At 69.3% G+C, this 24,438-nt stretch carries 31 protein-coding genes; 14 read left to right on the top strand and 17 right to left on the bottom strand.

Annotated elements, in window-relative coordinates; translation table 11 throughout:
- Positions 1–34: 34 nt before the first annotated feature.
- The 9 genes from AJAP_RS34410 to AJAP_RS34370 form a co-directional block, all read right to left on the bottom strand.
- Complete coding sequence (locus AJAP_RS34410; protein WP_016331336.1) at positions 35–355, bottom strand: hypothetical protein; 321 nt, start codon at positions 353–355, stop codon at positions 35–37.
- Complete coding sequence (locus AJAP_RS34405; protein ID WP_038519296.1) at positions 352–558, bottom strand: DUF397 domain-containing protein; 207 nt, start codon at positions 556–558, stop codon at positions 352–354. Before AJAP_RS34405 ends, AJAP_RS34410 begins: the two co-directional genes overlap by 4 nt.
- A gap of 197 nt (positions 559–755) precedes the next feature.
- The gene (locus AJAP_RS34400; protein WP_038519293.1) at positions 756–1,589 is read right to left on the bottom strand and encodes a helix-turn-helix domain-containing protein; all 834 of its coding nucleotides are present in this window, start codon (positions 1,587–1,589) and stop codon (positions 756–758) included.
- A 61-nt stretch (positions 1,590–1,650) separates the two neighbouring features.
- Positions 1,651–1,869 (bottom strand): acyl-CoA carboxylase subunit epsilon, encoded by a 219-nt coding sequence (locus tag AJAP_RS34395; RefSeq protein WP_038519290.1) that lies wholly within the window; start codon positions 1,867–1,869, stop codon positions 1,651–1,653.
- A complete protein-coding gene (locus tag AJAP_RS34390) occupies positions 1,866–3,503 on the bottom strand; it encodes an acyl-CoA carboxylase subunit beta (protein ID WP_016331340.1) in 1,638 nt (545 codons plus the stop codon). Before AJAP_RS34390 ends, AJAP_RS34395 begins: the two co-directional genes overlap by 4 nt.
- Positions 3,504–3,973: 470 nt before the next feature.
- Positions 3,974–4,636 carry a response regulator gene (locus AJAP_RS34385; protein WP_038519287.1) on the bottom strand — a complete coding sequence of 221 codons (663 nt, stop codon included), beginning with the start codon at positions 4,634–4,636 and terminating at the stop codon, positions 3,974–3,976.
- On the bottom strand, positions 4,633–5,784 hold the full coding sequence (locus tag AJAP_RS34380) for a sensor histidine kinase (RefSeq protein ID WP_038519284.1): 1,152 nt from the start codon (positions 5,782–5,784) through the stop codon (positions 4,633–4,635). The genes AJAP_RS34385 and AJAP_RS34380 overlap by 4 nt, the downstream gene beginning before the upstream one ends.
- Positions 5,785–5,852: 68 nt before the next feature.
- Complete coding sequence (locus AJAP_RS34375) at positions 5,853–6,671, bottom strand: SRPBCC family protein (protein ID WP_038519281.1); 819 nt, start codon at positions 6,669–6,671, stop codon at positions 5,853–5,855.
- Between the two features lie 52 nt (positions 6,672–6,723).
- A complete protein-coding gene (locus AJAP_RS34370) occupies positions 6,724–7,494 on the bottom strand; it encodes an NAD(P)H-dependent oxidoreductase (RefSeq protein WP_038519279.1) in 771 nt (256 codons plus the stop codon).
- Between the two features lie 43 nt (positions 7,495–7,537).
- On the opposite strand from AJAP_RS34370, the gene AJAP_RS34365 reads away from it, so the two are divergent.
- From AJAP_RS34365 to AJAP_RS34345, 5 genes are read left to right on the top strand one after another with little or no spacing between them, the layout of a single operon-like run.
- Positions 7,538–8,548, top strand: a complete 1,011-nt coding sequence (locus tag AJAP_RS34365; RefSeq protein ID WP_038524422.1) for a GlxA family transcriptional regulator — start codon at positions 7,538–7,540, stop codon at positions 8,546–8,548.
- Between the two features lie 52 nt (positions 8,549–8,600).
- Positions 8,601–9,299: a lysoplasmalogenase family protein gene (locus tag AJAP_RS34360; RefSeq protein ID WP_038519277.1), complete on the top strand. Its 699-nt coding sequence runs from the start codon at positions 8,601–8,603 to the stop codon at positions 9,297–9,299.
- A gap of 59 nt (positions 9,300–9,358) precedes the next feature.
- A complete protein-coding gene (locus tag AJAP_RS34355) occupies positions 9,359–9,676 on the top strand; it encodes an ArsR/SmtB family transcription factor (protein WP_038519275.1) in 318 nt (105 codons plus the stop codon).
- Complete coding sequence (locus AJAP_RS34350) at positions 9,673–10,113, top strand: SRPBCC domain-containing protein (RefSeq protein ID WP_038519273.1); 441 nt, start codon at positions 9,673–9,675, stop codon at positions 10,111–10,113. Before AJAP_RS34355 ends, AJAP_RS34350 begins: the two co-directional genes overlap by 4 nt.
- Before the next feature lie 4 nt (positions 10,114–10,117).
- The gene (locus AJAP_RS34345; RefSeq protein WP_038519270.1) at positions 10,118–11,878 is read left to right on the top strand and encodes a S9 family peptidase; all 1,761 of its coding nucleotides are present in this window, start codon (positions 10,118–10,120) and stop codon (positions 11,876–11,878) included.
- On the opposite strand, the gene AJAP_RS34340 is transcribed toward AJAP_RS34345, so the two are convergent.
- The 5 genes from AJAP_RS34340 to AJAP_RS34320 all read right to left on the bottom strand — a co-directional run bounded on the left by AJAP_RS34340 (position 11,875) and on the right by AJAP_RS34320 (position 14,528).
- On the bottom strand, positions 11,875–12,300 hold the full coding sequence (locus AJAP_RS34340; RefSeq protein WP_038519267.1) for a VOC family protein: 426 nt from the start codon (positions 12,298–12,300) through the stop codon (positions 11,875–11,877). The two genes, AJAP_RS34345 and AJAP_RS34340, sit on opposite strands and share 4 nt — an antisense overlap.
- 46 nt (positions 12,301–12,346) lie before the next feature.
- Entirely contained in the window at positions 12,347–12,970 is a 624-nt protein-coding gene (locus AJAP_RS34335) for a LysE/ArgO family amino acid transporter (RefSeq protein WP_038524419.1), read from the bottom strand.
- Between the two features lie 388 nt (positions 12,971–13,358).
- Positions 13,359–13,694 carry a thioredoxin gene (gene trxA / locus AJAP_RS34330; protein WP_038519264.1) on the bottom strand — a complete coding sequence of 112 codons (336 nt, stop codon included), beginning with the start codon at positions 13,692–13,694 and terminating at the stop codon, positions 13,359–13,361.
- On the bottom strand, positions 13,695–14,090 hold the full coding sequence (locus AJAP_RS34325; protein ID WP_016331353.1) for a MerR family transcriptional regulator: 396 nt from the start codon (positions 14,088–14,090) through the stop codon (positions 13,695–13,697).
- Positions 14,091–14,132: 42 nt separating this feature from the next.
- Positions 14,133–14,528, bottom strand: coding sequence for a nitroreductase/quinone reductase family protein (locus tag AJAP_RS34320; RefSeq protein WP_038519260.1), 396 nt, complete (start codon positions 14,526–14,528; stop codon positions 14,133–14,135).
- Positions 14,529–14,555: 27 nt separating this feature from the next.
- Between AJAP_RS34320 and AJAP_RS34315 the strand changes: the two genes are divergently transcribed.
- Together AJAP_RS34315 and AJAP_RS34310 are read left to right on the top strand one after the other, a co-directional pair.
- The gene (locus tag AJAP_RS34315) at positions 14,556–15,386 is read left to right on the top strand and encodes an alpha/beta fold hydrolase (RefSeq protein ID WP_038519257.1); all 831 of its coding nucleotides are present in this window, start codon (positions 14,556–14,558) and stop codon (positions 15,384–15,386) included.
- A complete protein-coding gene (locus AJAP_RS34310; RefSeq protein ID WP_228694716.1) occupies positions 15,383–16,153 on the top strand; it encodes a histidine phosphatase family protein in 771 nt (256 codons plus the stop codon). Before AJAP_RS34315 ends, AJAP_RS34310 begins: the two co-directional genes overlap by 4 nt.
- A gap of 95 nt (positions 16,154–16,248) precedes the next feature.
- On the opposite strand, the gene AJAP_RS42625 is transcribed toward AJAP_RS34310, so the two are convergent.
- Entirely contained in the window at positions 16,249–16,725 is a 477-nt protein-coding gene (locus tag AJAP_RS42625; RefSeq protein ID WP_148311613.1) for a hypothetical protein, read from the bottom strand.
- A gap of 53 nt (positions 16,726–16,778) precedes the next feature.
- Positions 16,779–17,894 (bottom strand): C40 family peptidase, encoded by a 1,116-nt coding sequence (locus AJAP_RS34300; protein ID WP_174492066.1) that lies wholly within the window; start codon positions 17,892–17,894, stop codon positions 16,779–16,781.
- 80 nt (positions 17,895–17,974) lie between these two features.
- On the opposite strand from AJAP_RS34300, the gene AJAP_RS34295 reads away from it, so the two are divergent.
- The 5 genes from AJAP_RS34295 to AJAP_RS34275 all read left to right on the top strand — a co-directional run bounded on the left by AJAP_RS34295 (position 17,975) and on the right by AJAP_RS34275 (position 21,593).
- Positions 17,975–18,799, top strand: coding sequence for a biotin--[acetyl-CoA-carboxylase] ligase (locus AJAP_RS34295; protein ID WP_038519255.1), 825 nt, complete (start codon positions 17,975–17,977; stop codon positions 18,797–18,799).
- 97 nt (positions 18,800–18,896) lie between these two features.
- Complete coding sequence (locus AJAP_RS34290) at positions 18,897–19,469, top strand: PH domain-containing protein (RefSeq protein ID WP_037335809.1); 573 nt, start codon at positions 18,897–18,899, stop codon at positions 19,467–19,469.
- Positions 19,469–20,401, top strand: a complete 933-nt coding sequence (locus tag AJAP_RS34285; RefSeq protein ID WP_038519253.1) for a hydroxymethylglutaryl-CoA lyase — start codon at positions 19,469–19,471, stop codon at positions 20,399–20,401. Before AJAP_RS34290 ends, AJAP_RS34285 begins: the two co-directional genes overlap by 1 nt.
- Positions 20,402–20,520: 119 nt before the next feature.
- Positions 20,521–21,321 (top strand): TNT domain-containing protein, encoded by an 801-nt coding sequence (locus AJAP_RS34280; RefSeq protein WP_038519250.1) that lies wholly within the window; start codon positions 20,521–20,523, stop codon positions 21,319–21,321.
- Complete coding sequence (locus tag AJAP_RS34275) at positions 21,318–21,593, top strand: hypothetical protein (RefSeq protein WP_007031910.1); 276 nt, start codon at positions 21,318–21,320, stop codon at positions 21,591–21,593. The genes AJAP_RS34280 and AJAP_RS34275 overlap by 4 nt, the downstream gene beginning before the upstream one ends.
- Positions 21,594–21,599: 6 nt before the next feature.
- On the opposite strand, the gene hisN is transcribed toward AJAP_RS34275, so the two are convergent.
- Positions 21,600–22,385: a histidinol-phosphatase gene (gene hisN, locus AJAP_RS34270; RefSeq protein WP_038519246.1), complete on the bottom strand. Its 786-nt coding sequence runs from the start codon at positions 22,383–22,385 to the stop codon at positions 21,600–21,602.
- 42 nt (positions 22,386–22,427) lie between these two features.
- On the opposite strand from hisN, the gene AJAP_RS34265 reads away from it, so the two are divergent.
- Positions 22,428–23,132: a response regulator transcription factor gene (locus AJAP_RS34265; protein ID WP_038519243.1), complete on the top strand. Its 705-nt coding sequence runs from the start codon at positions 22,428–22,430 to the stop codon at positions 23,130–23,132.
- 1 nt (position 23,133) lies between these two features.
- On the top strand, positions 23,134–24,417 hold the full coding sequence (locus AJAP_RS34260; RefSeq protein WP_037332277.1) for an ATP-binding protein: 1,284 nt from the start codon (positions 23,134–23,136) through the stop codon (positions 24,415–24,417).
- Positions 24,418–24,438 lie beyond the last annotated feature (21 nt).

The raw sequence follows: 24,438 nt of genomic DNA, 5'->3' as shown, positions 1-24,438 counted from the left end.
CCTTCAAGGGGGGCTTCGGTGCGTCGGCCGGCCGCTAGTCGAGCGGTCGCGGCCCGATCTCGCGTTCGAGGAAGCGGTGGTACTCGATGGCAGCGATCGAGTTCTCCAGCTGTTCGAACGTCGGCGCGGGGAGCGCGCCGTTGAAGACGATGGTCAGGCTCTTCCGCGGGATGTTGATGACATACGGATCGACGTCGAGTTCTTCGCAGTGCCCGCGCAGGACGGCGGTCCAGTGGTCGAGGTCCTCGTCCTCGCCGAGGTGCTCCCACCGCGCGACGATCCAGTTGCCGTTGATCAGCTGGCCCGCCATCTCCCGCGGATCGTGGACCATGTACGGCTCGGCGACGTCGTTCATCGTCCGAGGTGCTCGAGGAGCGCGGCGAAGGACTCGGCCGGGAGCACCAGGATCGGACGGCTCTCGTCCGGCAGTGCCCACTGTTTGGTGTCCCGGATGCCCACGAGGCCGGGTGCGGTGCCGACCTCGACGCAGGCGTTCTCTTCCCAGTGCGTGTAGGTCGACTTGTGCCAGCCGGTCATGTTTTCGTGCCAGGTGGTCATAGGAGGGCCTTTCCCCAGTGACTGTTTCGGCAAGTAGACGGGTTGCGCGGCAGCAAGGTTGGCGAGATCGGGTGATCTGTGCCGATCGGTCGGTGAGCGGCTCCGCTGATCGCGTTCGGCGCACGGAAAGGGACCTTCACCGACAGCTGCTTTACACACGATGCACTCTCGGAGTGCATAAGGCCAAGGGTCTTAGGTCACCGAAGGGATCCGGCCGCGAGCTTTCGGTAGTCGGCGGCGATACGCGTCAGATGCCCGCAGGCGATGTCGCCGTAGGTGGCGTAGCGCTCGACTTCGGCGAAGTTCTTTTCGTAGTCGGTGACTTCGCGTTCGTCCGTGACGAGGGCCGTGGCCGTCTGCGTCCCGAGGAGCACCGCGCGCGAGTCGTAGATGTCGAAACCGTGGAGGACGGGGACCGCCACCGGAGTCGTCCACGGGATCACGCCGAGCCGCACCCGGTCGCGGCGGGAGATCTCGATGAGATGGCCGAGCTGGGCCAGCATGGTCGCCGCGCCGCCCATGTTCCAGCGCAGCGCGCCTTCGGTGAGCACGAAATGGAACTGACGGTTCGAATCGAGGATCCGCTGGCGCTCCAGCCGGGCCTCGACCGTCTGGTCGCGTTCGTCCTCCGGCAGCGCGTCGCCGAAGAGCGCGGTGATGTAGTCGCGGGTCTGGAGCAGGCCGAACACGATGGTCGGCTGGAAGCTCCGGATGCGGGCGGAGGCCGTCTCGATCTTGCCGATGCGCTGCTGCATCCGCCAGGCACCGCGCTGAAAGACGACGCGGGCGGACGACGCCTCTTCACGGAGGTCCCGAGTGATCGCGACCAGCTCCCGCCGGACCTTCGCGGGCGCGCGATAGACGCGGCACAGCGCGACGACCTGCTCCTCGGTCGGCATGAACGCGCCGGTCTCGACCCGCGACACCTTCGACTGACTGAGGCCGGTGAGACTCGCCGCTTCGGTACCGGACAGTCCGGCGGCCTTGCGCAGACGGCGCAACTCGGTTGAGAGGTGGTCCTGGTTCGTCACGCATGGCTTTCTGAGGAGATCGCGGTCGGCAGGACTGTCACGATAGCCCGCCGGACCCGTCTCAGCGAGGAAGCGCCGACGCCCGCCAGGCTCCCTCTCCCGGGGCGAGCGGAGCCCGCACGAGCGATGCCTTGTCCGCCCACCACGAATCCCGTTTCGACGCCGGTTCCGGTGCCCGCGCACCGGCCACCGCCGCGACGACGGCGGTCAGCGCGGCGAGCTCGGCGTCGTCCGGGTTGCCCCGGACGACGCGCAGCAGCGGGGTTTCGGGCGCGGTCACAGCGGGATGTTCCCGTGCTTCTTGGGCGGCAGCGACTCACGCTTGCCCTGGAGCAGCGAGAGCGCCTTCGCGACGTGGCCGCGGGTGTGCGCGGGCACGATCACCGAGTCGACGTAACCGCGCTCGGCCGCCGCGTACGGGTTCAGGAGGGTGTCTTCGTACTCCTGGATGAGCTCGGCCCGCAGCGCGTCGACGTCCTTGCCGTCGGCGGCGGCCGCGGCGAGTGTCTTGCGGTGCACGATGTTCGCCGCGCCCTGCGCGCCCATGACCGCGACCTGCGCCGTCGGCCAGGCCAGGTTGATGTCCGCGCCGAGGTGCTTCGACCCCATGACGTCGTACGCGCCGCCGTACGCCTTGCGGGTGATGACGGTGACGAGCGGGACGGTCGCTTCGGCGTAGGCGTAGATCAGCTTCGCGCCGCGCCGGATGATGCCGTTCCACTCCTGGTCGGTGCCGGGCAGGAAGCCGGGGACGTCGACGAAGGTCAGCACCGGGATGTTGAACGCGTCGCAGGTGCGCACGAACCGCGCGGCCTTCTCGGAGGCGTCGATGTCGAGGCAGCCGGCGAACTGGGTCGGCTGGTTCGCCACGATGCCGACGCTGCGCCCGTCCACCCGGCCGAAGCCGACCAGGATGTTGGGCGCGAACAGCTCGTGCACTTCGAGGAAGTCACCGTCGTCGACGACGCGGTTGATGACCTCGTGCATGTCGTACGGCTGGTTCGGCGAGTCCGGGATCAGCGTGTCGAGCTCGCGATCGGTGTCGGTGACGTCGTCGAAGAACCCGCCGGGCGCCGAGCCGGTCTCGAACAGCGGCGCTTCGGACAGGTTGTTCGCCGGGAGGAACGCGAGCAGTTCCTTCACGTACGCGATGGCGTCCTCGTCGTCGGAACCGAGGTAGTGCGCGACACCCGAACGGGTGTTGTGCGTGCGACCGCCGCCGAGTTCCTCGAAGGAGACCTCTTCGCCGGTCACGGTCTTCACGACGTCGGGGCCGGTGATGAACATGTGCGAGGTCTTGTCGACCATCACCACGAAGTCGGTCAGCGCGGGGGAGTAGACGTGCCCGCCCGCGTTGGCGCCCATGATCAGCGAGATCTGCGGGATGACGCCGGACGCCTTGACGTTGCGGTTGAAGATCTCGCCGTACAGCCCGAGCGAGACGACGCCTTCCTGGATCCGCGCGCCGCCGCCCTCGTTGATGCCGATGATCGGGCGGCCGGTCTTGATCGCCAGGTCCATCACCTTGACGATCTTCTCACCGTACACCTCACCGAGTGAACCGCCGAAGACGGTGACGTCCTGGCTGAACACGCACACCGGGCGGCCGTCGACCGTGCCGTAGCCGGTGACGACGCCGTCGCCGTAGGGGCGGTTCTTCTCCTGGCCGAAGTTGACCGAGCGGTGCTTCGCCAGCTCGTCGAGCTCGACGAAGGAGCCCTCGTCCAGCAGCAGGTCGATCCGCTCGCGGGCGGTCTTCTTGCCCTTGGCGTGCTGTTTCTCCACCGCCCTCGCGGAACCCGCGTGCACCGCCTCGTCATACCGGCGGTACAGGTCGGCCAGCTTGCCGGCCGTCGTGTGGATGTCCGGTTCGTCCTCGGGCGGCGTCCCGAGCGGCTCCGTCGCACTGCTCATGAAACCGCAGCCTAGCTACTCGACGGTCACTTCGCGTGTGGCGTAGGCAACGTCCTGGGGGTCTGGGGCCTGAAGTACATGAAGGCCCCCTTCACTGCGTCTAGCGCAGTGAAGGGGGCCTTCACGTACTTGGGAAGGGGTGAAGGTCGAGTTTCCTCGGCTGAGCCGAGGGAAGGGGGCCTTCACGCGCGGCCGCTGTGACTGCTGGTGTTCATGGGGCTTGTGTGGCGCCTCGCAAGTCCGTGAAGGCCTCCTTAAGGGACCCAGAGTCCCTCAAGGAGGCCTTCACGGACCGGTACTTGTTGATCTACATCTGACCTGTGCGTGAGCGGGATTCGCTCCGTTCCAGACCGGGTCGAGCGTTGTCGATGAAGGATTTGGGACGTCCACTGTCCCAAATCCTTCATCAACGAATCCCTGTGTGGAGGAGCCAGGACGTTCAGCGCCGCGAACCCCTCAGGCTCGACCCGCTAGACCGACGCCCGCACCAGCCCGGACTCGTAAGCCGCGATCACGAGCTGAGCCCGGTCTCGCGCCGCGAGCTTGTGCAGCAGATGGCCGATATGCGTCTTCACCGTCGCCAGCCCGAGGTGCAGCGTCCCGGCGATCTCGTCGTTCGACAGGCCGCGCGCGATCAGGCTCAGCACCTCGCGTTCCCGCGTGGTGATGTTGTCCAGCGACGCCGCGACGCGCTGGCCGGGTTCGGGCAGCCGGGCGAACTCCGCGATGAGCCTTCGCGTGATCGAAGGGGCGAGAAGTCCTTCGCCCGCCGCGACGACGCGGATCGCGGTCAGCAGTTCGGCGGGCGGGGTGTCCTTCAGCAGGAAGCCGCTCGCGCCCGCGCGCAGGGCCGAATAGACGTAGGCGTCGAGGTCGAAAGTGGTCAGCATCAGCACGTGGACGCCTTCGGTGGCGGGTGACGCGCAGATCCGCCGGGTCGCTTCGATCCCGTCCAGCTCCGGCATGCGGACGTCCATCAGCACGACGTCGGGGCGTTCCTTCTCGGCGAGTTCGGCGGCTTCCGCGCCGTCGCTCGCCTCCCCGACGACTTCGAGGTCCGGCGCGCTGTCGACGAGCACGCGGAAACTGCCGCGCAGCAACGCCTGGTCGTCGGCGATCAGTACGCGGATCATCGTGTCCCCACTTCCTTGGCGGCGTACGGAAGCCGCGCGAACACCCGGAATCCCCCGGCGGGCAGCGGGCCCGCCTCGAAGTCGCCACCGTAGACGGCGACGCGTTCGCGCATGCCGATCAAACCGTGTCCGCCCACGGCGGGCGGCGAGCCTTCGCCGCGTCCGTCGTCGACGATTTCGACGCTGACCTCACCGGGGCCTTCGGTGATCGTGACCCGGCACGCCGACGGTCCCGCGTGTTTCACGACGTTGGTCACCGCCTCCTGCGTGATGCGGTAGACCGAAAGCGCGACGCCTTCGGGCAGGTCGTCCACCGCCTCGCCGGTCAGCTCGACCCGCACCCCGGCCTGTCCGGCGCGTTCGGCCAGGGTTCGCAGGTCGGCGAGTTTCGGCGCGGGCCCGAGCGCGGCCTCGGGTGTGCCGTCACCGGAACGGAGGACGCCGAGCATCCGCCGGAGTTCGACGAGGGTCTCGCGGCTGGTGAGTTCGATGACCCGCAACGCCTCACGTGCTTCGTCGGGCTGTTGCTCCGCGACGTGGTTGCCGACGGCCGCCTTGACCGCGATCAGGCTCATGCTGTGCGCGACGACGTCGTGCATCTCGCGCGCGATACGCAGGCGTTCGTCGGAAACCGCCTGATCGGCCTGGGTTTCGGCGAGCTGGGCCAGGTTCGCGCGTCGTTGCCGCGTCATCCAGCCCAGCGCCCACGAACCCGCGACGCCCCCGCCCGCGAAGGCCGTCGACGCGATCGTGTTCGGCCCGAGCCGCAGTACCTCGAAGATCATGACGACGACGAGCCCGAGACCCATCGCGATCAGCGAGCGGGTCCGCGGGTGTTCCAGCGCCACGGTGTACAGCGCACATCCGGTGGCCAGGAGCGCGGCCGGGGCCAGCCCGTTGCCCGCGATCAGCGCCGGGACGAGGCTGCCCAAGCCGAGGCCGTAGGCGAGCAGAGGGCGGTGCCGCCGTAGCGCGATCGCGATCCCGCTGGCGGCGACCGTCGCCCAGGCGAGCCACATCGGGATGACGACGAGGAACGTCCAGGTCTGTGCCGCGAGGTTCCCGCCGACGGCCACGACGAGCACCAGCGCGAGGAGCGCGTCGATCGTGTACGCCACCCGCTGGGAGAGCGCCGACGGCTGTTTCATACGGCGAACTCAACCAGACGGGCGGCGTCTCCGCGTCCGTCCGGTGGAGGTCATCCCCAGGGTGGAGATCAGCTTCCGTGAGCCGCCGCGAAGAACTCTTTCAACTTCTCTCGCCAGCTTCGCAGCGCTTCGGGTACGACGTCGTCCTGTCCGGCGGGGACGGTCTGGGTCAGCTCGACCATGGTGCCGTCGAGTTCGGAATGGCTGAACTCCCAGCGGACGACGCCACCTCGCGGCAGGCTGAACTCCAGCAGCCGCGGCGGCTCTTCGCGGATGACCGTCCCCGCGGCCTTTTCGGCCGAGAGAAGGCCCCAGACCTCGTCGAGCGGTTTCCAGACCAGATCACGGCGGAAGCGGATCACCTTGCCGTCGCCGGTTTCCAGGACCTCGCCCTCGGCGAGCCCGAACTCCTCGGTGTAGGCCTCGATCGGGCCGACCCAGTCCTGCGGCGGCTCGTGATCCTTGCCGTCGAGCAAGGCGATGAGCGCGACGAGGCAGCTGTCCCAGCCGGCGGCCGTGCGGCCCGCGGCGATCCTGGCGATGGCGGGTTCACCCCGGCCGAACGTATGCGTGAACAGCAGACGGCTGCCTTCACCCTCCGGGACGATCTCCCAGCGCAGCACGTCTTCGTTCCAGCTGAACGCGAAGACGCGGGGCTCGTCGGCTTCAAGGACTTCGCCCACTGTCGGTGCCTCTTCGCCCTCGAAGGTGAACTCGATGGCCCCACCCGGCCGCAGGTCGACGGTGACCGCGGCGGGGAACCAGTTCGCGAGCTCCGACGGTTCGGTGATCGCCCGCCAGACGCGTTCCGGCCGATGCGCGAGACGGCGTTCGATCCGCAGCGCCGGACGTTCTCCGACGGTTTCCAACCGGGCGCGAGCGTTCACGGTTACCTCCTAATGTGCCGTGAGGGAAATATAACCGCGACGTAATATTAGGTCAACCGGCGAGGTGGACGCCGATACCGCTCCGCCCTGGCGCCAGTTCGTCTCGCAGGACCAGGGCGTCGTCGTAGTCGCCGCCGTTCTGACGGCGGAACGGGATCGGGTCCTGAGTGGACAGTGTCCGCAGTCGCTCGCGGAGTGACTCCGCGGCGGCCTCGTACTGCTCGGGCGAAACGCGGTCGGCGCCGCAGATCGTCAACGGCGGCAGCACGGACATCCCCGCGTACCACAGTGTTCCGTGCTGAAGCGGGAACAGCAGATCGCCGATCTCGCCGTTCACGCCACGCGGTCCGATGGTGGCCTCCGGCGCGCCCGCGGTCAGCACGACCATGGCGCGTTTCCCGGCCAGTGCTCCTTCGCCGTAGCGTGCCGTCCGGCCGTCGGGGCGCTGGACGCCGTAGGCGAAACCCTTGACGAAGACGCGGTCGAACCAGCCCTTGAGGATCGCGGGCATTCCGTACCACCACAACGGGAACTGGAAGATCACGGTGTCCGCCCACGCCAGCTTTTCGTGCTCGGCGCGGATGTCCTCGCCGAGTTCGCCCGTCCGGAAGGCGTCCTTCGACGTCGAGCCGACGATGAGCCGCTCCGTGGAGGCGGCCCGGCCGAAGTCGTCGGCGTCGACGACGGCCTTCCATTTCATCGCGTACAGATCGGATTCCCGGACGTCGGCGCCCTGCGCGCGGAGGGTGCGCAAGCCCTCGTCGCGCAGCGAGCCGCCGAGGGAACGGGGTTCGGGGTGAGCGAAGATCCACAGCACGTTCATGGTCTCACCGTCGCTCGGTCCCGTCGTCGAAACGAGTGGCCCGATGGACAACATGTGCAAGAATCGAGCCATGGGCTTTTTCACGCATCCCGGCCGCCATCGGGTCGCCGTGCTGGTCCGGCACGGAATGCTGGTGATGGAGCTGGGCATCGTCACCCGGCTGTTCGGCACGGCCAGATCGGCCGACGGCGAGCCGCTCTACGAAGTCGTCACCTGCACGCCGGAACCCGGGCAGATCCGGACCGACGCCGACGTCACCATCTCGGTCGCGCACGGCCCGGAAGTGCTGGCCGAGGCCGACACCGTCGTCATCCCGGCGTCCTCCACCGAATACGAACCTTCGGGGCACGACCTCACCGAGCCGCTGGCCCGGGCGCTGGAGCTGATCCGGCCGGAGGCCAGGATCGCGTCGATCTGCACGGGTGCCTTCGTGCTCGCCGCCGCCGGTCTGCTCGACGGCCGGAAGGCGACCACGCACTGGCGTTCGGCGCTGGACTTCCAGGCGAAGTTCCCGAAGGTCGCCCTCGACCCGAACGTGCTCTACACCGACGACGGGAACGTCCTCACCGCGGCGGGCGTCGCGTCCGGGATCGACCTCTGCCTGCACATGATCCGCTGTGATCACGGTGCCGCGGTCGCGAACGAGGTCGCGCGCGGAACGGTCGTCTCGCCGCATCGCGAGGGCGGGCAGGCGCAGTTCATCCGGCGGCCGGTGCCGGAGCCGCAGTCCTCGTCGACGGCGGCGGCCCGGGCCTGGGCGCTGGAGAATCTCGACAGGCCGCTGACGCTGCGCGAGCTGGCGGCGAAAGAGGCGATGAGCACGAGGACGTTCACGCGGCGGTTCCGCGACGAGGTCGGGATTTCGGCGTTGCAGTGGCTGACCCAGCAGCGGATCGAACGGGCGCGTCAGCTGCTCGAAGAGACCGATCTGCCGGTGGACAAGGTCGCCGCCGAGGCGGGTTTCGGCACTGCCGCCTCGCTGCGCCAGCATCTGCAGGCGGCGCTGGGGGTCTCGCCGAGCGCGTACCGGAACACCTTCCGCGAAGCCGTCTGAATCAGACTGACCTCCTGGTAACTTACCCAGAAATAAGTTCCGGAGGTGGTTGGTGAAAGCCCTCAAGATCGCCGAACGCGTGTTGTTCGCCGGTGCCGCGATCGGCACGGTGTACTCCGCCAGAACGGGTAATCGGAAGCTGCAACTCGCGACCAAACCTGCCGCGGTTCCGGTACTCGCCGCCCGGGTCGCGCGTTCGCGGGGGCTTGCGCCGGGGGAGAAGGGGTTGCTCGTCGCCGCGTTGATCGCGGCCGGCGCGGGCGACCATTTCATGGGCCGGTCCGATGAAGACGGCGAGCTGATCAAGGGCGCGACGTCGTTCGGCTTGATGCAGGTGCTGTACTCCGCGCTGCTGTGGCGCCGGGGTGCTCGTCCGCGCGCGGCGACCGCGTCGCCCCGGCTGGCGGCGTGGGCGGCGGCCGCGGTCGCGATGGCGTTGCCGAAGCCCTCTCCGGTCTCTTCGGTGCTTTCGGCCTACGGAGGCCTGCTGAGCACGACGTCGACCCTCGCGGCGGACCCGGTACTGGCGCCGAAGGCCAAGGTCGCGGGCGGGATGGTGATCCCGTCGGGTGACCGCCGGACCTGGATCGCCGCCGGTGCGCTGCTGTTCTCCGCGTCGGATCTGGCGATCCTGATCCGCCGCAACTTCGTCACCAGCGAGCGGGTGCGAGCCAATCTCGAAACCTTCGTGCTGACCTCGTACCTGGCGTCGCAGTGGCTGCTCGTGGAGGGGATGACCGCAGAAAGTTAAGCATTTACTTGACTATCGCTCGGCGTGGGTGGATGGTTAAGCATGTGCCTAACCAACGGATGGATCAGGTGTTCAAGGCGCTGTCCGACGGGACGCGCCGCGAAATGATCGAGCGCCTCACCCGGGGACCCGCCTCGGTGGGGGAGCTCGCGCAGCCGCTGTCGATGTCGCTGCCCGCCGTGATGCAGCACCTCCAGGTGCTGGAGGCGAGCGGGCTCGTCCGGTCGGAGAAGGCGGGGCGGGTCCGCACCTGCCACCTCGAACCGGACGGCCTGCGGATGGCCGAGGACTGGCTCGGCGGACAGCGCACCGGCTGGGAACACCGGCTCGATCGTCTTGGTGGCTTTCTGAACTCCGACGAAGGGAACAGGTCATGACCGTCAAACACGCCACGTTCACCCTCGAACGCGTCTACCCCGTGTCGCCGGAACGCGTTTTCGCGGCCTGGGCCGATCCCGCCGCGAAAGCCGGCTGGTTCACCGTGTCCGGTGGCGAGCATTCCCTGGACTTCCGCGTCGGTGGCCGCGAGATCACCACGGGTCCCCATGGCGACGGCCGGAAGCTGATCGCCGATTCGCGGTACGAGGACATCGTCGACAACGAGCGGATCGTCTACGCCACGTCCTTGTCCACCGACGACGTCCTCGCGACCGTCTCGCTCACGACGGTGCTGCTCGAACCCGAGGCGGACGGCACCCGCCTGACGCTGATCGAGCAGGGCACCTTCCTCGACGGACAGGAAGAACCGGCCTGGCGCGAGCAGGGAACCGGATGCTGGCTCGACGCACTGGGGAAGGCTTTGTCGGCAGTATGAACACATGCTGACCGCTGAGCTGATCGCCGACAGCCGAGTCCCGTCGAATCCCACGCTTTCCGCTGACGGGCGGTGGGTCGCCTACCAGGTCGACACCATCGCGGACCCCGTTCCCGAGATCTGGTTCGCGTCCGTCGACGGTCGCGAGGAACCCCGGAGGCTGGCCGAGGGCTCCATGCCCAAATGGTCGTCGAACTCCCTCTACTTCCTCCGGGACGGCCTGATCCACACGGTGGACGGGCCGCTGTTCGCCTGGCGGAGCGAGATCACCGCGTTCCTCCCGATGCGTGAACGGATCGTGTTCATCGCCGAGGACGAGACACCCGCCGTGGCCATCCGGGTCTGGAGCGAGAGCCTCCGCCCGGCGCGGCTCCGGAGTTTCGATCGGCGGACCGGGGAGATCAGGACGCTGGTCGACGAGCACGTCGTCGGTGTCGCCCGCCGTCAGGACGACGGGGCGCTCGCGGTGCTGACCTGGCCCACCCCGGAGCTCGATCCCGGCGGGCTCGAACCCCGGCTTTCCGTGCTGGACCTGGAAACCGGGGAGCGGCGCGACCTCGGGAGGACCGCGGTCGAAGCCACGAGCCCGGTCTGGTGGCGGAACGGCGAAGACTGGCACGTCGCCTATCTCGCGACACCGGAGATGGTGGGTGGCTGGGCGGTCTTCGACGTGCCCGTGGAAACCGCCGAACATCGGAACATGACGCCGGAATCGGCCTGCCCGATCAGGCTCGCGCAGGTCGATTCCGGTGCGCCGCTGATGCTCGTCGCCGACGGGCTCGACACGGCCCTCCATCGGCTCGGATCAGGAGAAGTGGCGTTCTGGCGCGGGCAAGCGGACGCCGTCGCTTCGAACGGCGAGGTCGTGGCCATCGTGCTGAGCACCGCTCACCGGCCGAAGGATGTCCATTGTGGACCGATCGGCGAGCCCTTGGCGAGGGTGAGCGACACGGCGCCGGAATTCGCCGAAATCACTTGGGGCGCTCAGGAACGGTTGTCCTACAAGGCTTCCGATGGCCTGGCTCTGGACGGGCTGCTCGTCCTCCCGCCGGGAAAGACCCGGGATGACGGCCCGTTCTCCCTGATCACCTTGCCGCACGGCGGGCCGTACGACCGGTACGCGGACGGCTTCCGGCTCGGCTGGTTCCCGTCCGCGCAATGGCTCGCGCTGGCGGGGCACGCGGTCTTCCTGCCGAATGCCCGTGGGGGACAAGGACATGGCCACGAATTCGCCGCCGCCGTCGCGGGACGGGTCGGGCTGGAGGAATGGAGCGATCTCGAAACCGGGATCGATCTGCTCGTCGCCGAAGGGGTGGCCGATCCGGATCGGCTCGGCATCGCGGGCTGGAGCCACGGCGGGTTCGTGTCGGCCTGGGCCGTCGGCCGGACCAGGCGGTTCAAGGCGGCGTTGATGGGCGCCGGAATCTGTGACTGGGGGATGCTCGCCGCGACCGGCGAGTTCGGCCCGTTCGAAGCCGCGCTCGGCGGAAGTACCGGCTGGGAAGGGACCGGTCCGCACCGGCACGATCGGCTCAGCCCGATCTCCCACGCGTCGGAGATCGAGACCCCCGTGCTGATCGTGCACGGTGCGGACGACACGAACGTCCCGCTGTCCCAGGCGGAATTCTTCCATCGCGCGCTACGCCACTTCGGCGTCGAACACGACTTCGTGGTCTATCCCGGCGAAGGACATTCGATTCGCGGGCGGGCGCATCAGCTGGATCTGCTGCGCCGCACCCGCGAGTGGTTCGCGCGGCTGCTCTAACCCTGCGGCTCGCCGGGGACGTACGTGCCGAAAGTCCATTCGTACCCTTCGAGATCGTCGACACGGCAACGGTAGTTGCCCCATTCGGTGTTCTCCGGTTTCCAGACCGGCGTCGCGCCGGCGTCGATGGCGGAAGCGAAGACGGCGTCCACGGCCTCTTGCGTCGGAAGGCTGACGTAGAGGCCGTGGCCGACGGTTTCGCCCTTGCGGGCCGGGCGGTCGTAGTCCTCTTCCGCGCTGAACACGATGATCCGGACTTCGCCGCGCCGCAGTTCCGAATGCAGGATCAACCCCTTGTCGTCGGCATACTCCGTGGTGGTCTCGAAGCCGAAGGCGCGTTCGAGCCAGCGAAGCGCCTTCGGGGCATCGCTGTATGCGAGGTAGGAGTGAAGGGAAGCCGGGCGTTGCTGGGTTTCGGTCATGGGCACAGCCTCGCAAGCGATGAGGACACCTACAGTCCTCGATTCGTCACCAAAGAAGGCGAAGGCCGAGCACGGTGATGAGCGCGCTGGACGCCAGCGTGGTCGCCAGCCGTCCACGACGTCCGGTCAGTGCCTTGCCGAGCACGGCGCCGCCGCCCGCGAGGAACAACTGCCAGCTGGCCGAGGCCGCGAACGCCGCGAGCACGAAGACGACGTGTTCCGCCCCGCTCGCCGCGGCCATGTCCTTGCTGCCGAGTACGAGCGCCGCGAAGTAGACCACTGTCATCGGGTTCAGCAGGGTGATTCCGAGGAGGCTCACGTAGACCTTGACCGGCCCGATCGCGACCGGTTCGGTCAGCTCGGCCTTCGCTGAGTCACGGTAGTTCCGGACCCCGGTGAATCCGATGTGGACGGCCAGCCCGAGCAGGACCACGACCGAAATCCAGCGCAGTGGCACCGCGATCGGCTCGATGACCGGAATCAGCTTGCCCCCGCCGAGGACCGCCACCAGGGCGTAAAGCCCGTCCGCGGTGGCGACCCCGAGCGCGGCGTACGCGCCGATCCTGAGCCCCGACCTGGCCGTCAACACCACGAGATAGGTCCCGACCGCGCCCACCGGGATGGCGATGCCATACCCGGCGAGCAGACCGGCGACGAACGCGGCGCTCACGGTCGGACTGGTGTCGGCCTCCACCCGGACCCGGCCTGCTGCTGCTTCCGCACCCGTCGGACGACGGTGGACGGCGGCAGGAAGGTGAGGGTCGATGTCATGGGTGAAGGATGCGAGCGGGGTGTCGCTCGCGCAACACAATTACCGCGCGGTTCGCGATAGGGCTCGTGAGTGGCGTTTCAGGTTCGTGGGCGGGTTCGGTGGTGGGGTGAAGGCTCCCTTCGCCGCGTCCGATGCGGCGAAGGGCCCCTTCGCCCCTGCCAAGCACGCGAGATCCGCCTTTAATCACGCGAGATCCGTGTCTGAGCACGCGAATGCGGTGCCGCATCCCCCAGTCGTGCCCGAAATGCGCCAACTTTGCCTTACACCTCGATAACCGTCCTGCCACTCACGAGAGGGACGGCTGCAGAACGGCGTCCAGATCGGCCAGCAGCCGCGCCTTCGGCCGGGCGCCGACGGTCGTCCACACAGGACTCCCGTCGCGGAAGAGGATCAAAGTCGGCAGGGACATGACCTGATAATTCCTTGCCGTGAGCGGGTTTTCGTCGGAATTGAGCTTGCGGATGATCAGCGATCCGGCACGTTCTTCGGCGATCTGTTCGAGCACCGGCGCGATCATGTGGCAAGGCGGGCACCATTGCGCCCAGAAGTCCACCAGGACGGGCTTGTCCTGGTCCAGGACGAGCGCTGGGAAGGTTTCGTCGGTGACGACGGAAAGGGACACTCAGGCCTCCTCGGTTCGCGGCACGACGACGCACGGTCCCGGCGGCGTTTTCAGCGCGCCGGCGAGTTTGGTCAGGAGGCTGTCCCGCACGTCGTTGAGCCTGGCCAGACAGGCGTCCACCTCGGCGAGTTTGCGTTGGTAGACCTCGATCGAATCGGCGCACGAATCGCCGGTCTCGTGCCCGGCGCGCAGGCACTCGACGAACGGCCTGGTGTCCTCCAGACTGAGCCCCACCGCTTGCAGGGTCAGGATCTCGTTCACCAGACGGAAATCGTCCTCGTCGTACTCCCGGTACCCGTTCGACGCGCGCCGTGCGTCGAGAAGCCCTTGTGACTCATAGAAACGCAGCGCGCGGGTGGTGGTTCCGGTACGCGCGGCGAGTTCGCCGATCCGCATGGTCCCGAGCGTAAACCTTGCCCTTGGCGTCAAGGCAAACGTTCATTCGTCGAGATCGACCCGGATCGTGAGGAGGTTCGTGCCGATCGCGCGTACGGCGGCGCTGTTGAGCCTGGGGAGCGCCCTGAGCCGCGCGCGGGGGTCGTCGCCGGGGAGCAGATGCGCCGTGCCGGTGTGCCAGCGGCCACGGAGCCGGACGCGGACCCGCGGATCGGCCTGGATGTTGCGGACGTACTGCGATTTCTCGCCGAACTCCGAGACGATCCAGAACTCACGGCCCACCCGGCGGCCCCCGATCGGCGTCCGCCGGGCCTCGCCGGATTTGCGGCCGGTGGTCTCGAGGATCGGCTGGTTCGGCAGCCGGACGAGGATCGGGTTGCCGACGTGGCGCTGGAACGTCGTGGCCACCCGGTGCTTGATCTCGTGATAGCGGGACATGGCTCCAGGGTGCCCTACGCTCGGGTCATGGTGAACGAGTCGGACGTGGACCTGGGGGACGGGGCCACACTGCACACGTACGACACGGGCGGGGACGGTCCGGTGGTCTTCTGGCACCACGGGACCCCGAACATCGGCGCACCGCCCGCCCCGCTGTTCCCGGCCGCCGAGCGGCTCGGACTGAGATGGGTCTCCTACGACCGGCCCGGTTACGGCGGTTCGTCGCCGCGGCCCGGCCGGGATGTCGCGTCGGCGGCGTCGGACGTCGAGAAGATCGCCGACGCCCTGGGCATCGAGCGGTTCGCCGTCTTCGGGCATTCCGGTGGTGGGCCGCACGCGTTCGCCTGCGCTGCTCTGCTGCCCGATCGGGTGTCGGCGATGGTCTGTGCCGCGAGCCTGGCCCCGTACGGCGCCGCCGGTCTGGACTGGTTCGCCGGGATGGGCGCGGCGGGCGTCGGATCCCTGACGGCCGCCGTTGCGGGGCGGGACGAAAAAGAGCGGTACGAGGCGACGGCCGAATACGACGCGGAGATGTTCACCCCGGCGGACCATGCCGCCTTGTCGGGTGACTGGAAGTGGATCCTCGACGTCGTCGGCCCCGCGGTCGAGGGTGGACCCGCCGCGCTGATCGACGATGACCTCGCGTACGTCGCGCCGTGGGGTTTCCAGCCGTCCGATCTCCGGGCGCCGGCCCTGTTCCTGCACGGCGGCGAGGACCGGATCGTGCCGCTCGCGCACGGCGAATGGCTGGCCCGGCAGTGCGCCACGGCCGAGTCGCGCGTGTTCCTCGAGGACGGGCACGTCTCTGTCCTGCGCCACGGGGAAGACGCGCTCGAGTGGTTGGCCGCTCATTCGTGAGCTGCGAGATCGTCCTCGTCCGGCATGCCGAGTCCGTTCCGCCTTCGCCGGGGAAGCCCGACGACCGGGAGCGGCCGCTGACCGCGGCGGGCGTGGCGGCCGCGGAACTGCTCGCGCACGAACTCGCCGGGATGAACCCGACGGCGGTCGTGTCGAGCCCGTACCGGCGAGCCGTCGCGACGGTCGCACCCGCGGCCAGGGCGGCGGGGCTCGAAGTCACGACGCGCTGGGAGCTGCGCGAGTGGGACTCGGGCCTGGAGCCGACACCGGATTACGCCGCTCACTACGAGCGCAGCTGGGCCGATCCGGATTTCGCGCGTCCGGGTGGCGAGAGCCTGCGGCAGCTGACCGCACGGGCGATGGCCGCGGTCGATCGGCTCGCGGAGGAGTATGACGGTGGCGTCGTGCTGGTGGGCAGTCACGGAACCTTCGTGTCCCGCCTGCTGGCCGGAATCGGGCCGGGAATCGACTGGCCGTTCTCCCGGGACATGCCGATGCCCGCAGTTCATCGGCTGCGTGAAACTGGAGGCGTCATGGGTGGCGTGTCACGGAACCTGAACTACGACCTGCCGTGGCCGGTCCCGGAGTTCGTGGGGCTTTCGGTCGCTCAGGCTCTCGCCCTGGCCGCGGAAGCCGAGATCGTGCTGTACGAGGCAGACGCGACGACGCCGTTGACGGGGCGCTCGGAGGGGCGAGTCGTGCGTCAGTCGTCGCCGGGTTCGCGGCGTCATCGGCCTACCCGGGTGACGGTCTGGATCACGCCGTGAGGCCGTGTCGCGAAAGCCACTTTCGCGACATCAGACGTCGCGAAAGTGGCTTTCGCGACACCGGCTCCGGCTGGATCCGTCGGATGGCCGAAAGTTCAGCTGCCAAAAGCGGCGCGAAGCGCCCTCTCGTACTGCCGGCGCGAGAACGTCAGAACGCCCATCGCGTCGTAGTTCCAGTCCCGGTACGTGTTGCGGAGATCCGACCACGTCACCGAGTCTTCGTCGGCCGCGATCTTCGCCACCAGCGCCCAGCACTCCTCGATACCGCACGCGCACCCCAGCAACAGGTACTCGTCGTCTTCCGCGCCATGCGGAACGCGATCCGGCGCTTCGCCGAGCAGGTGCCCGGCGGAAAGGCGCGTCGAATTCGCGTAATCCCCGGCGAGCAAGGGTGCGGGCTCCGTCGGGAATTCCTCGCTGCGCTCCTTCTGTTCCGCGAGCGCGTCGGGAAGTTCGGCCTCGCGCACCAGGTCCAGGAAAGAAACGCCGTCGATCAGGAACTGGAGCCACGTTTCTCGCTCGTCCGGTCGCCTTGGTTCCGTGGAGAACCTGCGGAACTCGATCTCACGCATGACCACACGGTAGGCATCGGCGACGGGCGCCGTCGCCGGTTGGCAGGTTGAGGTCAGGCCGCGGGCCGTCCGGCACCCGTGTAATCGTCGCCCTTCGAGTGATACGTGTGGATCTGGATCGCCTGGCCCTGGGTGGGCGCGTTGATCATCAGCCCGTTCCCGAGGTACAGCCCCACGTGGTGGATCCGCGTCGACGGGTTCCCGTAGAAGACGAGGTCGCCGAGCTTCGGCTCGCCGGGCACCTGCGGCAGCGCGCGGAACTGGCTGTCGGCGGTCCGCGGGAGCGCGACACCGGCTTCGTCGTAGGACGCCTTGGTCAGCCCGGAGCAGTCGAAGCCCGCCGCGCCCGCTTCGGGGCCGTTGCCGCCCCACACGTACGGGAGGCCCAGCTGACCGAGGGCGAAACGGGTCGCCTTCACGGCGGGGCTGGCGGAGCGCGCCGGGTCGAGGGACAGGGTCGCGTACAGCTGCGCGTTGCCCAGGACGCGCTGGCGGAACAGTTCGGCCTCGTTGCCCTTGCCGCCCTGATAACCGGCGATGGCCTTCCACCAGCCGTTGCCGCCGCCGAGGTCGGCTCCGGAAGCGCACAGGGCGCGGCCCGCGGCGACCGAAGCGGAGTCCGGGTCGGCGAGCGCGGGTTTCGCGATGCCGGGGATCGACGCGCCGTGCTTCTTCCACTGCTGCGCCGACAGGCCGAGGGGGTTGTCCCCGCCGCGTCCGTGGTTCGAGCTCGCCGCGCCGATCCCGGCCAGGGTGACCCAGGACAGGTGGCAGTTCGGCTGCTCGCCGCGCAGCGCCAGTTCGCCGTTCGCGTAGCCCATGAGCGATTTCGCCGGGATGTCCAGCGGCCCGGCCAGCTTCCCCGCCCACTCTTCGAGCGGCCGGGCGCCCTTCGGCGTCTCCTGCGCCTTGACCGGCGCGCTGACCTCCAGGACCGACGGACCCGCGCCGCCGCCGACGGTGGCCGGGTCCTGCTTCGCGGCGGGAACGGGCACGGGCTGACGTCCGTCGACCGGGGCGGGATCGTTCCCGCCCGCGAGCAGCCAGCCCGCCGTCGCGAGCCCCGCGACCAGCGGGAGCGCGACCAGGCCGCGCATCGCCACGCCGTGCGCCCACGACTTCTTCGGGCTGGGTTCGGACGCGCTCGGGGCGGGCTCGGGCTCGGTCACGCCGTCCAGATTATTGGAGACCACCTCTGCGTAACGAGCGAACGCCTTGCACGTTAGGGGGACTCTCATATTCTGGACGAATGAGTGAGACGGGAGCGCTCGACGCCGGGCGTCTGAGTGCCGCGCTGTCCGGCCGGTACGCCGCGATCCAGGTCGTGGCGAGCACCGGGTCCACCAACGCCGACCTGCGAGAAGCCGCCGCGAAGGGGGCTGAAGACCGCACTGTGCTGATCGCCGAGGAGCAGACGGCCGGGGTCGGCCGCCGCGCCCGGCACTGGTCTTCGCCGAAGGGATCGGGCCTCTACGTCAGTGTGCTGCTGCGCCCGGGCGGCGTCCCGTTCGCCAATTTGGGTTCACTTTCCGTGGTCGCGGGCCTCGCGGTCCGGGAGGTCGCCGAGGGGCTGGGCGTCGACGCCGTCCTGAAGTGGCCGAACGACGTGCTCGCCGGCCCGGACCGTGCCAAATGCGCGGGCATCCTGGCGGAGGCCGTCGCCGGTGACGACACCACCGTGATCCTCGGCGTCGGCGTGAACGTGCTGCCGCTCGGCGAGAGCGTCCCGGCCGGGCCCGGTGGCCTGCCCGCGACCTCGCTGGCCGAGCAGGGGGCGACGGAGACCGACCGCGCCGAGATCGCCGTCCGGCTGCTCACCGCGTTCGACGAGCTCGAACGCCGTTGGCGGCTCGCGGGCGGATCCCTGGCCGAGGCCGGCCTGCTCGGGGATTACCGGCGGTACTGCGCCACGCTGGGCCAGGACGTCGAGGTCCAGCTGCCCGACGGCTCGGCGCTCACCGGCCGCGCCGCCGACATCGATCCCGCCGGCCAGCTCCAGGTCGACGTTCCCGGTGGTGAGCGGTACACGGTGTTCGCCGGAGACGTCGTCCACGTGCGGCCCGCCAAGGCCTGATCCGTGCGTCTCGATTTCCGGCGTCTCCTCTTCCGCCGGGACCGTTCGCCGGTACGGTGAGCTCACCAGCGCCGAACACACTTTGGGAGCGTCCGTCGTGGCCTATCCGGACGATTTGCTCAGCGAGAACGAGCACGTCGTGGTGCACAGTCACCCGCATTTCAAGATGCTGATCTTCCCGTTCCTCGCGCTGATCGTCACGCTCGGCGTGGGGATTTGGCTGGCCGTCATCGCGAAGGACGCGACGGCCCCGTGGGACCTGATCTCCGAGATCGCGATCGCCGCGGTCGGGCTCGGTCTCGTCGTATGGCTGTTCCTGGCGCCGTTCGTCCGGTGGCGCACGACGCATTTCATCGTCACCACGGACCGGTTGATCGCCCGCGAGGGTGTGCTCAAGCGGACCGGCATCGACATCCCGCTGTCGCGGATCAACAGCGTCCAGTTCGAGCACGGGCTGCTGGACCGCGTGTTCGGCTGCGGCACGCTGGTGATCGAGTCCGCTTCGGACGAACCGCTGAAGTTCGACGACATCCCCAAGGTCGAGCGCGTGCACACGGTCATCTACCGCGAAGTCAACGACAACCCGTACGACGACTTCGCGCCGGGACCGCAGCAGACCGAGCCGCTGCCGCCGCAGGGGCATCCGCCGCGCGGAAACCGGCGCCGCTGATGGGCACGCGAGAGCTGGGGCTGCCCGAGAAGGTCCCGTCCGTCTACTCCCTGCCGGAGCGGGTGACGATCTGGGAGGTCGGCCCGCGTGACGGTCTCCAGAACGAGAAGTCGATCGTCCCGGTCGAGGTCAAACTCGAATTCCTGGCCAGGCTCGCCGATTCCGGGCTGACCACGCTCGAGGCGACCAGCTTCGTGAGCCCGAAATGGGTGCCGCAGCTGGCCGACGCCGAGCAGCTCCTGGCCGGGCTCGACCAGCGCGAGGGCGTCCGGTACCCGGTGCTCGTGCCGAACGAGCGCGGGCTGGACAGGGCGCTGGAGGCCGGTGTCTCGCATATCGCGATCTTCGCCAGCGCCACCGAGACCTTCGCCAAGAAGAACCTCAACTCGACGGTCGACGAGCAGTTCGCGATGTTCGAGCCGGTCGTCACCAGGGCGCGGGCCGCGGGGCTCGACGTCCGCGGGTACGTGTCGATGTGCTTCGGCGACCCGTGGGAGGGCGCCGTCCCGGCCGCGCAGGTCGCCGGAGTGGGTAAGCGGCTGCTGGACCTGGGCTGCTCGCAGCTCTCGCTCGGCGACACGATCGGCGTCGCCACCGCGGGTCAGGTCGAGACGCTGATCGGGGAGTTCGCCGGCGTCGACGCCCTGGCCGTCCATTTCCACGACACCTACGGCCAGGCGCTCGCGAACACGTTGGCCGCCCTCCGCTGCGGCGTGTCCACTGTGGACTCTTCGGCCGGCGGTCTCGGCGGCTGCCCGTATGCCGAATCGGCCACCGGGAACCTCGCGACCGAGGATCTCGTGTGGATGCTCGACGGTCTCGGCGTCGAAACCGGTGTCGATCTCGACGCGCTGGTGGCGACGAGCAAGTGGATGGCGGGGAAGCTGGGCAGGCCGAGTCCGTCCCGGGTGGTCAACGCGCTGGCCGGTTGAGGTTCGCCGCGCTTTCGGGTATCCGCCGACGAGAACGCCGTCCGGCGCTAAGGTCGTAGCGCGTCCTGTCCGCTGCCTCCCCCGTTCATCGGTGGGAACCGATTCCTGGGGGAGGTGCGGTGACCGATCCGAGCGAGGCCGGAACGGGCCCGATCCGGCTGCCCGTCGAGTACGACGCCCCGACACCACCGCACGGGGCTCGCGCTCCGTACGCGCCTTCGCCGTGGCCGCCTTCGGTGGCGCCTTTGCGGGTGCCTTTCCCGCCGAAGCCCGCCGCCCCGCCGCCCATGGGGGCGTTACGGACGGAACGCGAGAGCGTGATCGCGCTGTTCCTCGTGCACATGTTCCCCATCGGGCATCTCCCGGTCGCGATGGGCAAACCCGCGCGTCAGTTGCCGCTGCCCGACGGCGGTTCCGGCCCGCAGGACCATCCCGAGGCGGACGTGCTCGACGACCTGGACGCGTTGTCCCACGTCAGCAGCGGTTTCCGTCGTTCGCCGACGACTCCGGCCGCCGTTCCGCCACCGGAGTTGACCAGGGGACACCATCCGTGGGGCGAAATGTCCGAAGAGGACTGGAAAGAGCGCTTCATGACCGGAACGGGCTATCTGTGGCCGTCCGACGGCGATCCGGCGACGCCGACGATGCTCGAGGCCGGTACTCATGTCGACCGTTTCGGGGATCAGCACGGCCGGGTGTTCGCGGAGGACGCGACCCTGTTCCCCATGCGCTCGCTGCCGCCGGACCAGGCCGGTGCCTACCGGCGTTACCGCGTCGTCCGGCCGCTGCCGGTCTGGCGTTCGGTGACCGCCGGATGGTTCGGGCAGCCGGGCGGCGGAGTGCGCTTTCGCACGGTGCTCGGCGCCGATGAACTCGTCACGCTGGGCTTCCTGGCGGACGTCACGGGGGAGGTTCGGTGAACACGGGGACGATCCTGCGGTGGCTGGCCGCGCTGGGCGTGCCGCCCGAAGTGGTTTCGGTCGGCGCCGAGGTGGACAACGCCTGGTGCCTCATGCGCACCGAGGAAGAGGGGGCCGAGCCCGCCTGGGAGGTCTTCTGGCGGGAGCAGGGCAACCGGTACGACTGGGCGCGGTTCACCAGCGAACAGGTCGCCTGCCACTACCTCTTCGGACGTCTCGCCTGGTCGCAGGTCGCGCGCGGTGCCGTCGGGCTGCTGCCCGGCGCGCAGTGAGCGCGTTCAGCGCTTCAGGATCGCCAAGACCTCGTCGTGGAGCAGCCCGTTCGTCGAAAGCGCCGACCCGTTGTCGTAGCGCGCCTCGCCGTTCAGGTCGCTGAAGCGGCCACCGGCCTCGGTGACCAGCACCTGGGCCGCGGCGACGTCCCACGGGTTCACGATGCATTCCGCGGTGACGTCGATCGCGCCCTCGGCGACCAGGCAGTGGTGCCAGAAATCGCCGAAGGCGCGGCTTTCCCAGCACGCGTCGACGAGGTCGATGTACTTCTCGCGTGAGTGGTACTCCACCCACGAGTTCAGGTCCGTTGTGGACAGATACGCGTCTTCGAGCGACGCGACCTTCGACACCGAGATGCGGCGTTCCCCGGCGGAGTCGCTCATCCAGGCGCCGTCGCCGGTCGCGGCCCACCAGCGGCGGCCGAGCAGCGGTGCGCTGATCATGCCCACCACGGGGTCGCCGTCTTCGACCAGCGCGATCAGCGTCGCCCACACCGGGACGCCGCGCAGGAAGTTCTTGGTCCCGTCGATCGGGTCGAGCACCCAGGCGCGTCCGGTCGCGGCGGTGCCACCCCGTTCCTCGCCGAGCACGGCGTCGTCCGGCCGGTCCGTGGCGAGGATCGCGCGGATGGCGTCCTCGACGGCGGTGTCCGCGTCGGTGACCGGCGTCCGGTCGGGTTTGCGTTCCACGGCCAGGTCGAGCGCGCGGAACCGGGCGGTGGTGATGGCGTCGGCGGCGTCGGCCAGCCGAGTGGCGAGTTCAAGATCATTCTCGTAGCCGGGCACGGTCACGATGGTTTCACGCCCGGCAGTCGTAGAGTTGACCAGGTGAGCATGGTGCTACTCGCCGAGGACGACCCGGCCATCGCCGATCCGCTTTCCCGCGCACTCCAGCGGGAGGGGTACGAGGTGCGGGTCGTCGGCGACGGGCCCGCCGCCCTCGACGCGACCGAGAGCGACCGCGTGGACCTCCTGGTGCTCGATCTCGGCCTCCCGGGGATGGACGGCCTGGAGGTGTGCCGCCGCCTGCGCGCCAGCGGCACCGAAGTGCCCGTGCTGATGCTCACCGCGCGCACGGACGAGGTCGACTTCGTCGTCGGGCTCGACGCCGGCGCCGACGATTACGTCGCCAAGCCGTTCCGGCTGGCCGAACTGCTGGCCCGCATCCGGGCGCTGCTCCGCCGCCGGGCGCCCGACGTGCTCGAAGCCGGGGGAGTGCGGATGGACCTCGGTGCCCGGATGGTCACCGTCGACCTGCACGAGGTGCAGCTGGCGAACAAGGAGTTCGAGCTGCTCCGGGTGCTGATGAGCCGCGCCGGGCAGGTGGTCAGCCGCGACGAGATCCTCGCCGAGGTGTGGAACGACCTCGAATCCAAGACCTCGAAGACACTCGACATGCACATGTCGTGGCTCCGGCGGAAGCTCGCCATCGCGGCCGACGAGGCGGCGGGCCGCGCGGGCAAACCCGGCGGGAACGGCGACGGCGAACGGCGGATAGCCACGGTCCGCGGCGTCGGCTTCCGCTTCAACGCGGAATAGCATGCGCCGCCGCATCCTCTTGGCGATCCTGCTCGCCGTCGCGGTCACCGCGGCCGTGCTGGGCATCCCGCTGGGGATCACCGCGTGGCAGCTGGTCGAGAACCTCAACCGCGAGAACCTCGCGTCCTCTGCCCGTGGGATAGCGGCGACGCTGGACAGCGAGATCGCCGTCGGCCAGCCGATCAACCTCGACCTGGTCCGGGTCGCCGTGCCGCAGGGCGGTTTGCTGACCGTCCGCGCGCAAGGGCAGATCGAGAAGCGCTACGGCTCCGACCCCGGCTCGGACGTGGTGTCCGAGCGGGCGCCGATCGCGTTGCACGGCGAGGTCGAGCTGTCCGTGCCCGCCGGGCCGATGCGCACCCGCCAGACGCAGGTGACGCTGCTGGTGCTGCTGCTGGTCGTGCTGTCGGTGGGCACCGGCACGGTGGTCGCGACGGTGACCGCGCGAAGGCTGGCGAAACCGCTGAGACACGTCGCGGATCGCGCGGTCAAACTCGGCGGCGGTGATTTCCGGCCGGATCCGAAGCGCTACGGCGTCGGCGAGCTCGACATGGTCGCCGAAGCGCTCGACGCGTCCGGCTCGGCGCTCGCGCAGCTCGTCCAGCGGGAACGCCAGCTCGTCGGCGACGTCTCCCATCAGCTGCGGAGCCGGTTGACCGCGTTGCAGCTGCGGCTCGAACCGCTGACCGTCCACTCCGATCAGGACGTCGTCGACGAGGCGAAGGCCGCGCAGGAACAGGCGGACCGGCTCGCCGAAGCGCTCGACGAACTGCTGGCCGCCGCGCGGGCGGCGCGCGAGGTCGGCGCGGAACCGGTGAACCTGCCGGAAGTGCTCCCCGAGGTTTCCGAAGAGTGGCGGCAGCTGCTTCGCGCCGAGGGCAGGCATCTGCGGATCCGCGTCACCGACGGGCTGCGGGCGAGGGCGACGCCCGGCCGTTTGCGCGAGGTCGTCGGCGTCCTGCTCGACAACGCGCTGCGCCACGGCGCGGGAACGGTCACGCTCGCCGCCCGGCGCGGCGACGCGGACGGCACCGTCGTCATCGAGGTCGCCGACACCGGCTCCGGGGTGCCCGACGAGCTGGCGCCGCATATCTTCGAACGCGGGTTCTCCGGCGGCGGGTCGACCGGTGTCGGGCTCGCGCTCGCCCGCGCGCTCATCGAGGCCGACGGCGGCAGGCTGGAGCTGTCGAGCAAGCAGCCGGCGGTGTTCAGCCTCTTCCTGAAGGTGCCCCGGCCGGGAGACGTGGCCGAGGTGCGGTGGCCCGCCGAGCGGGTCCCTCGCTAACCGCCGCCCCAAGGACGTCCC

The organism is Amycolatopsis japonica (assembly GCF_000732925.1).
Classification (GTDB): Bacteria; Actinomycetota; Actinomycetes; order Mycobacteriales; family Pseudonocardiaceae; genus Amycolatopsis; species Amycolatopsis japonica.
The sequence above is the reverse complement of the archived record's forward strand: the minus strand, read 5'-3'. Positions and strand labels throughout refer to the sequence as shown.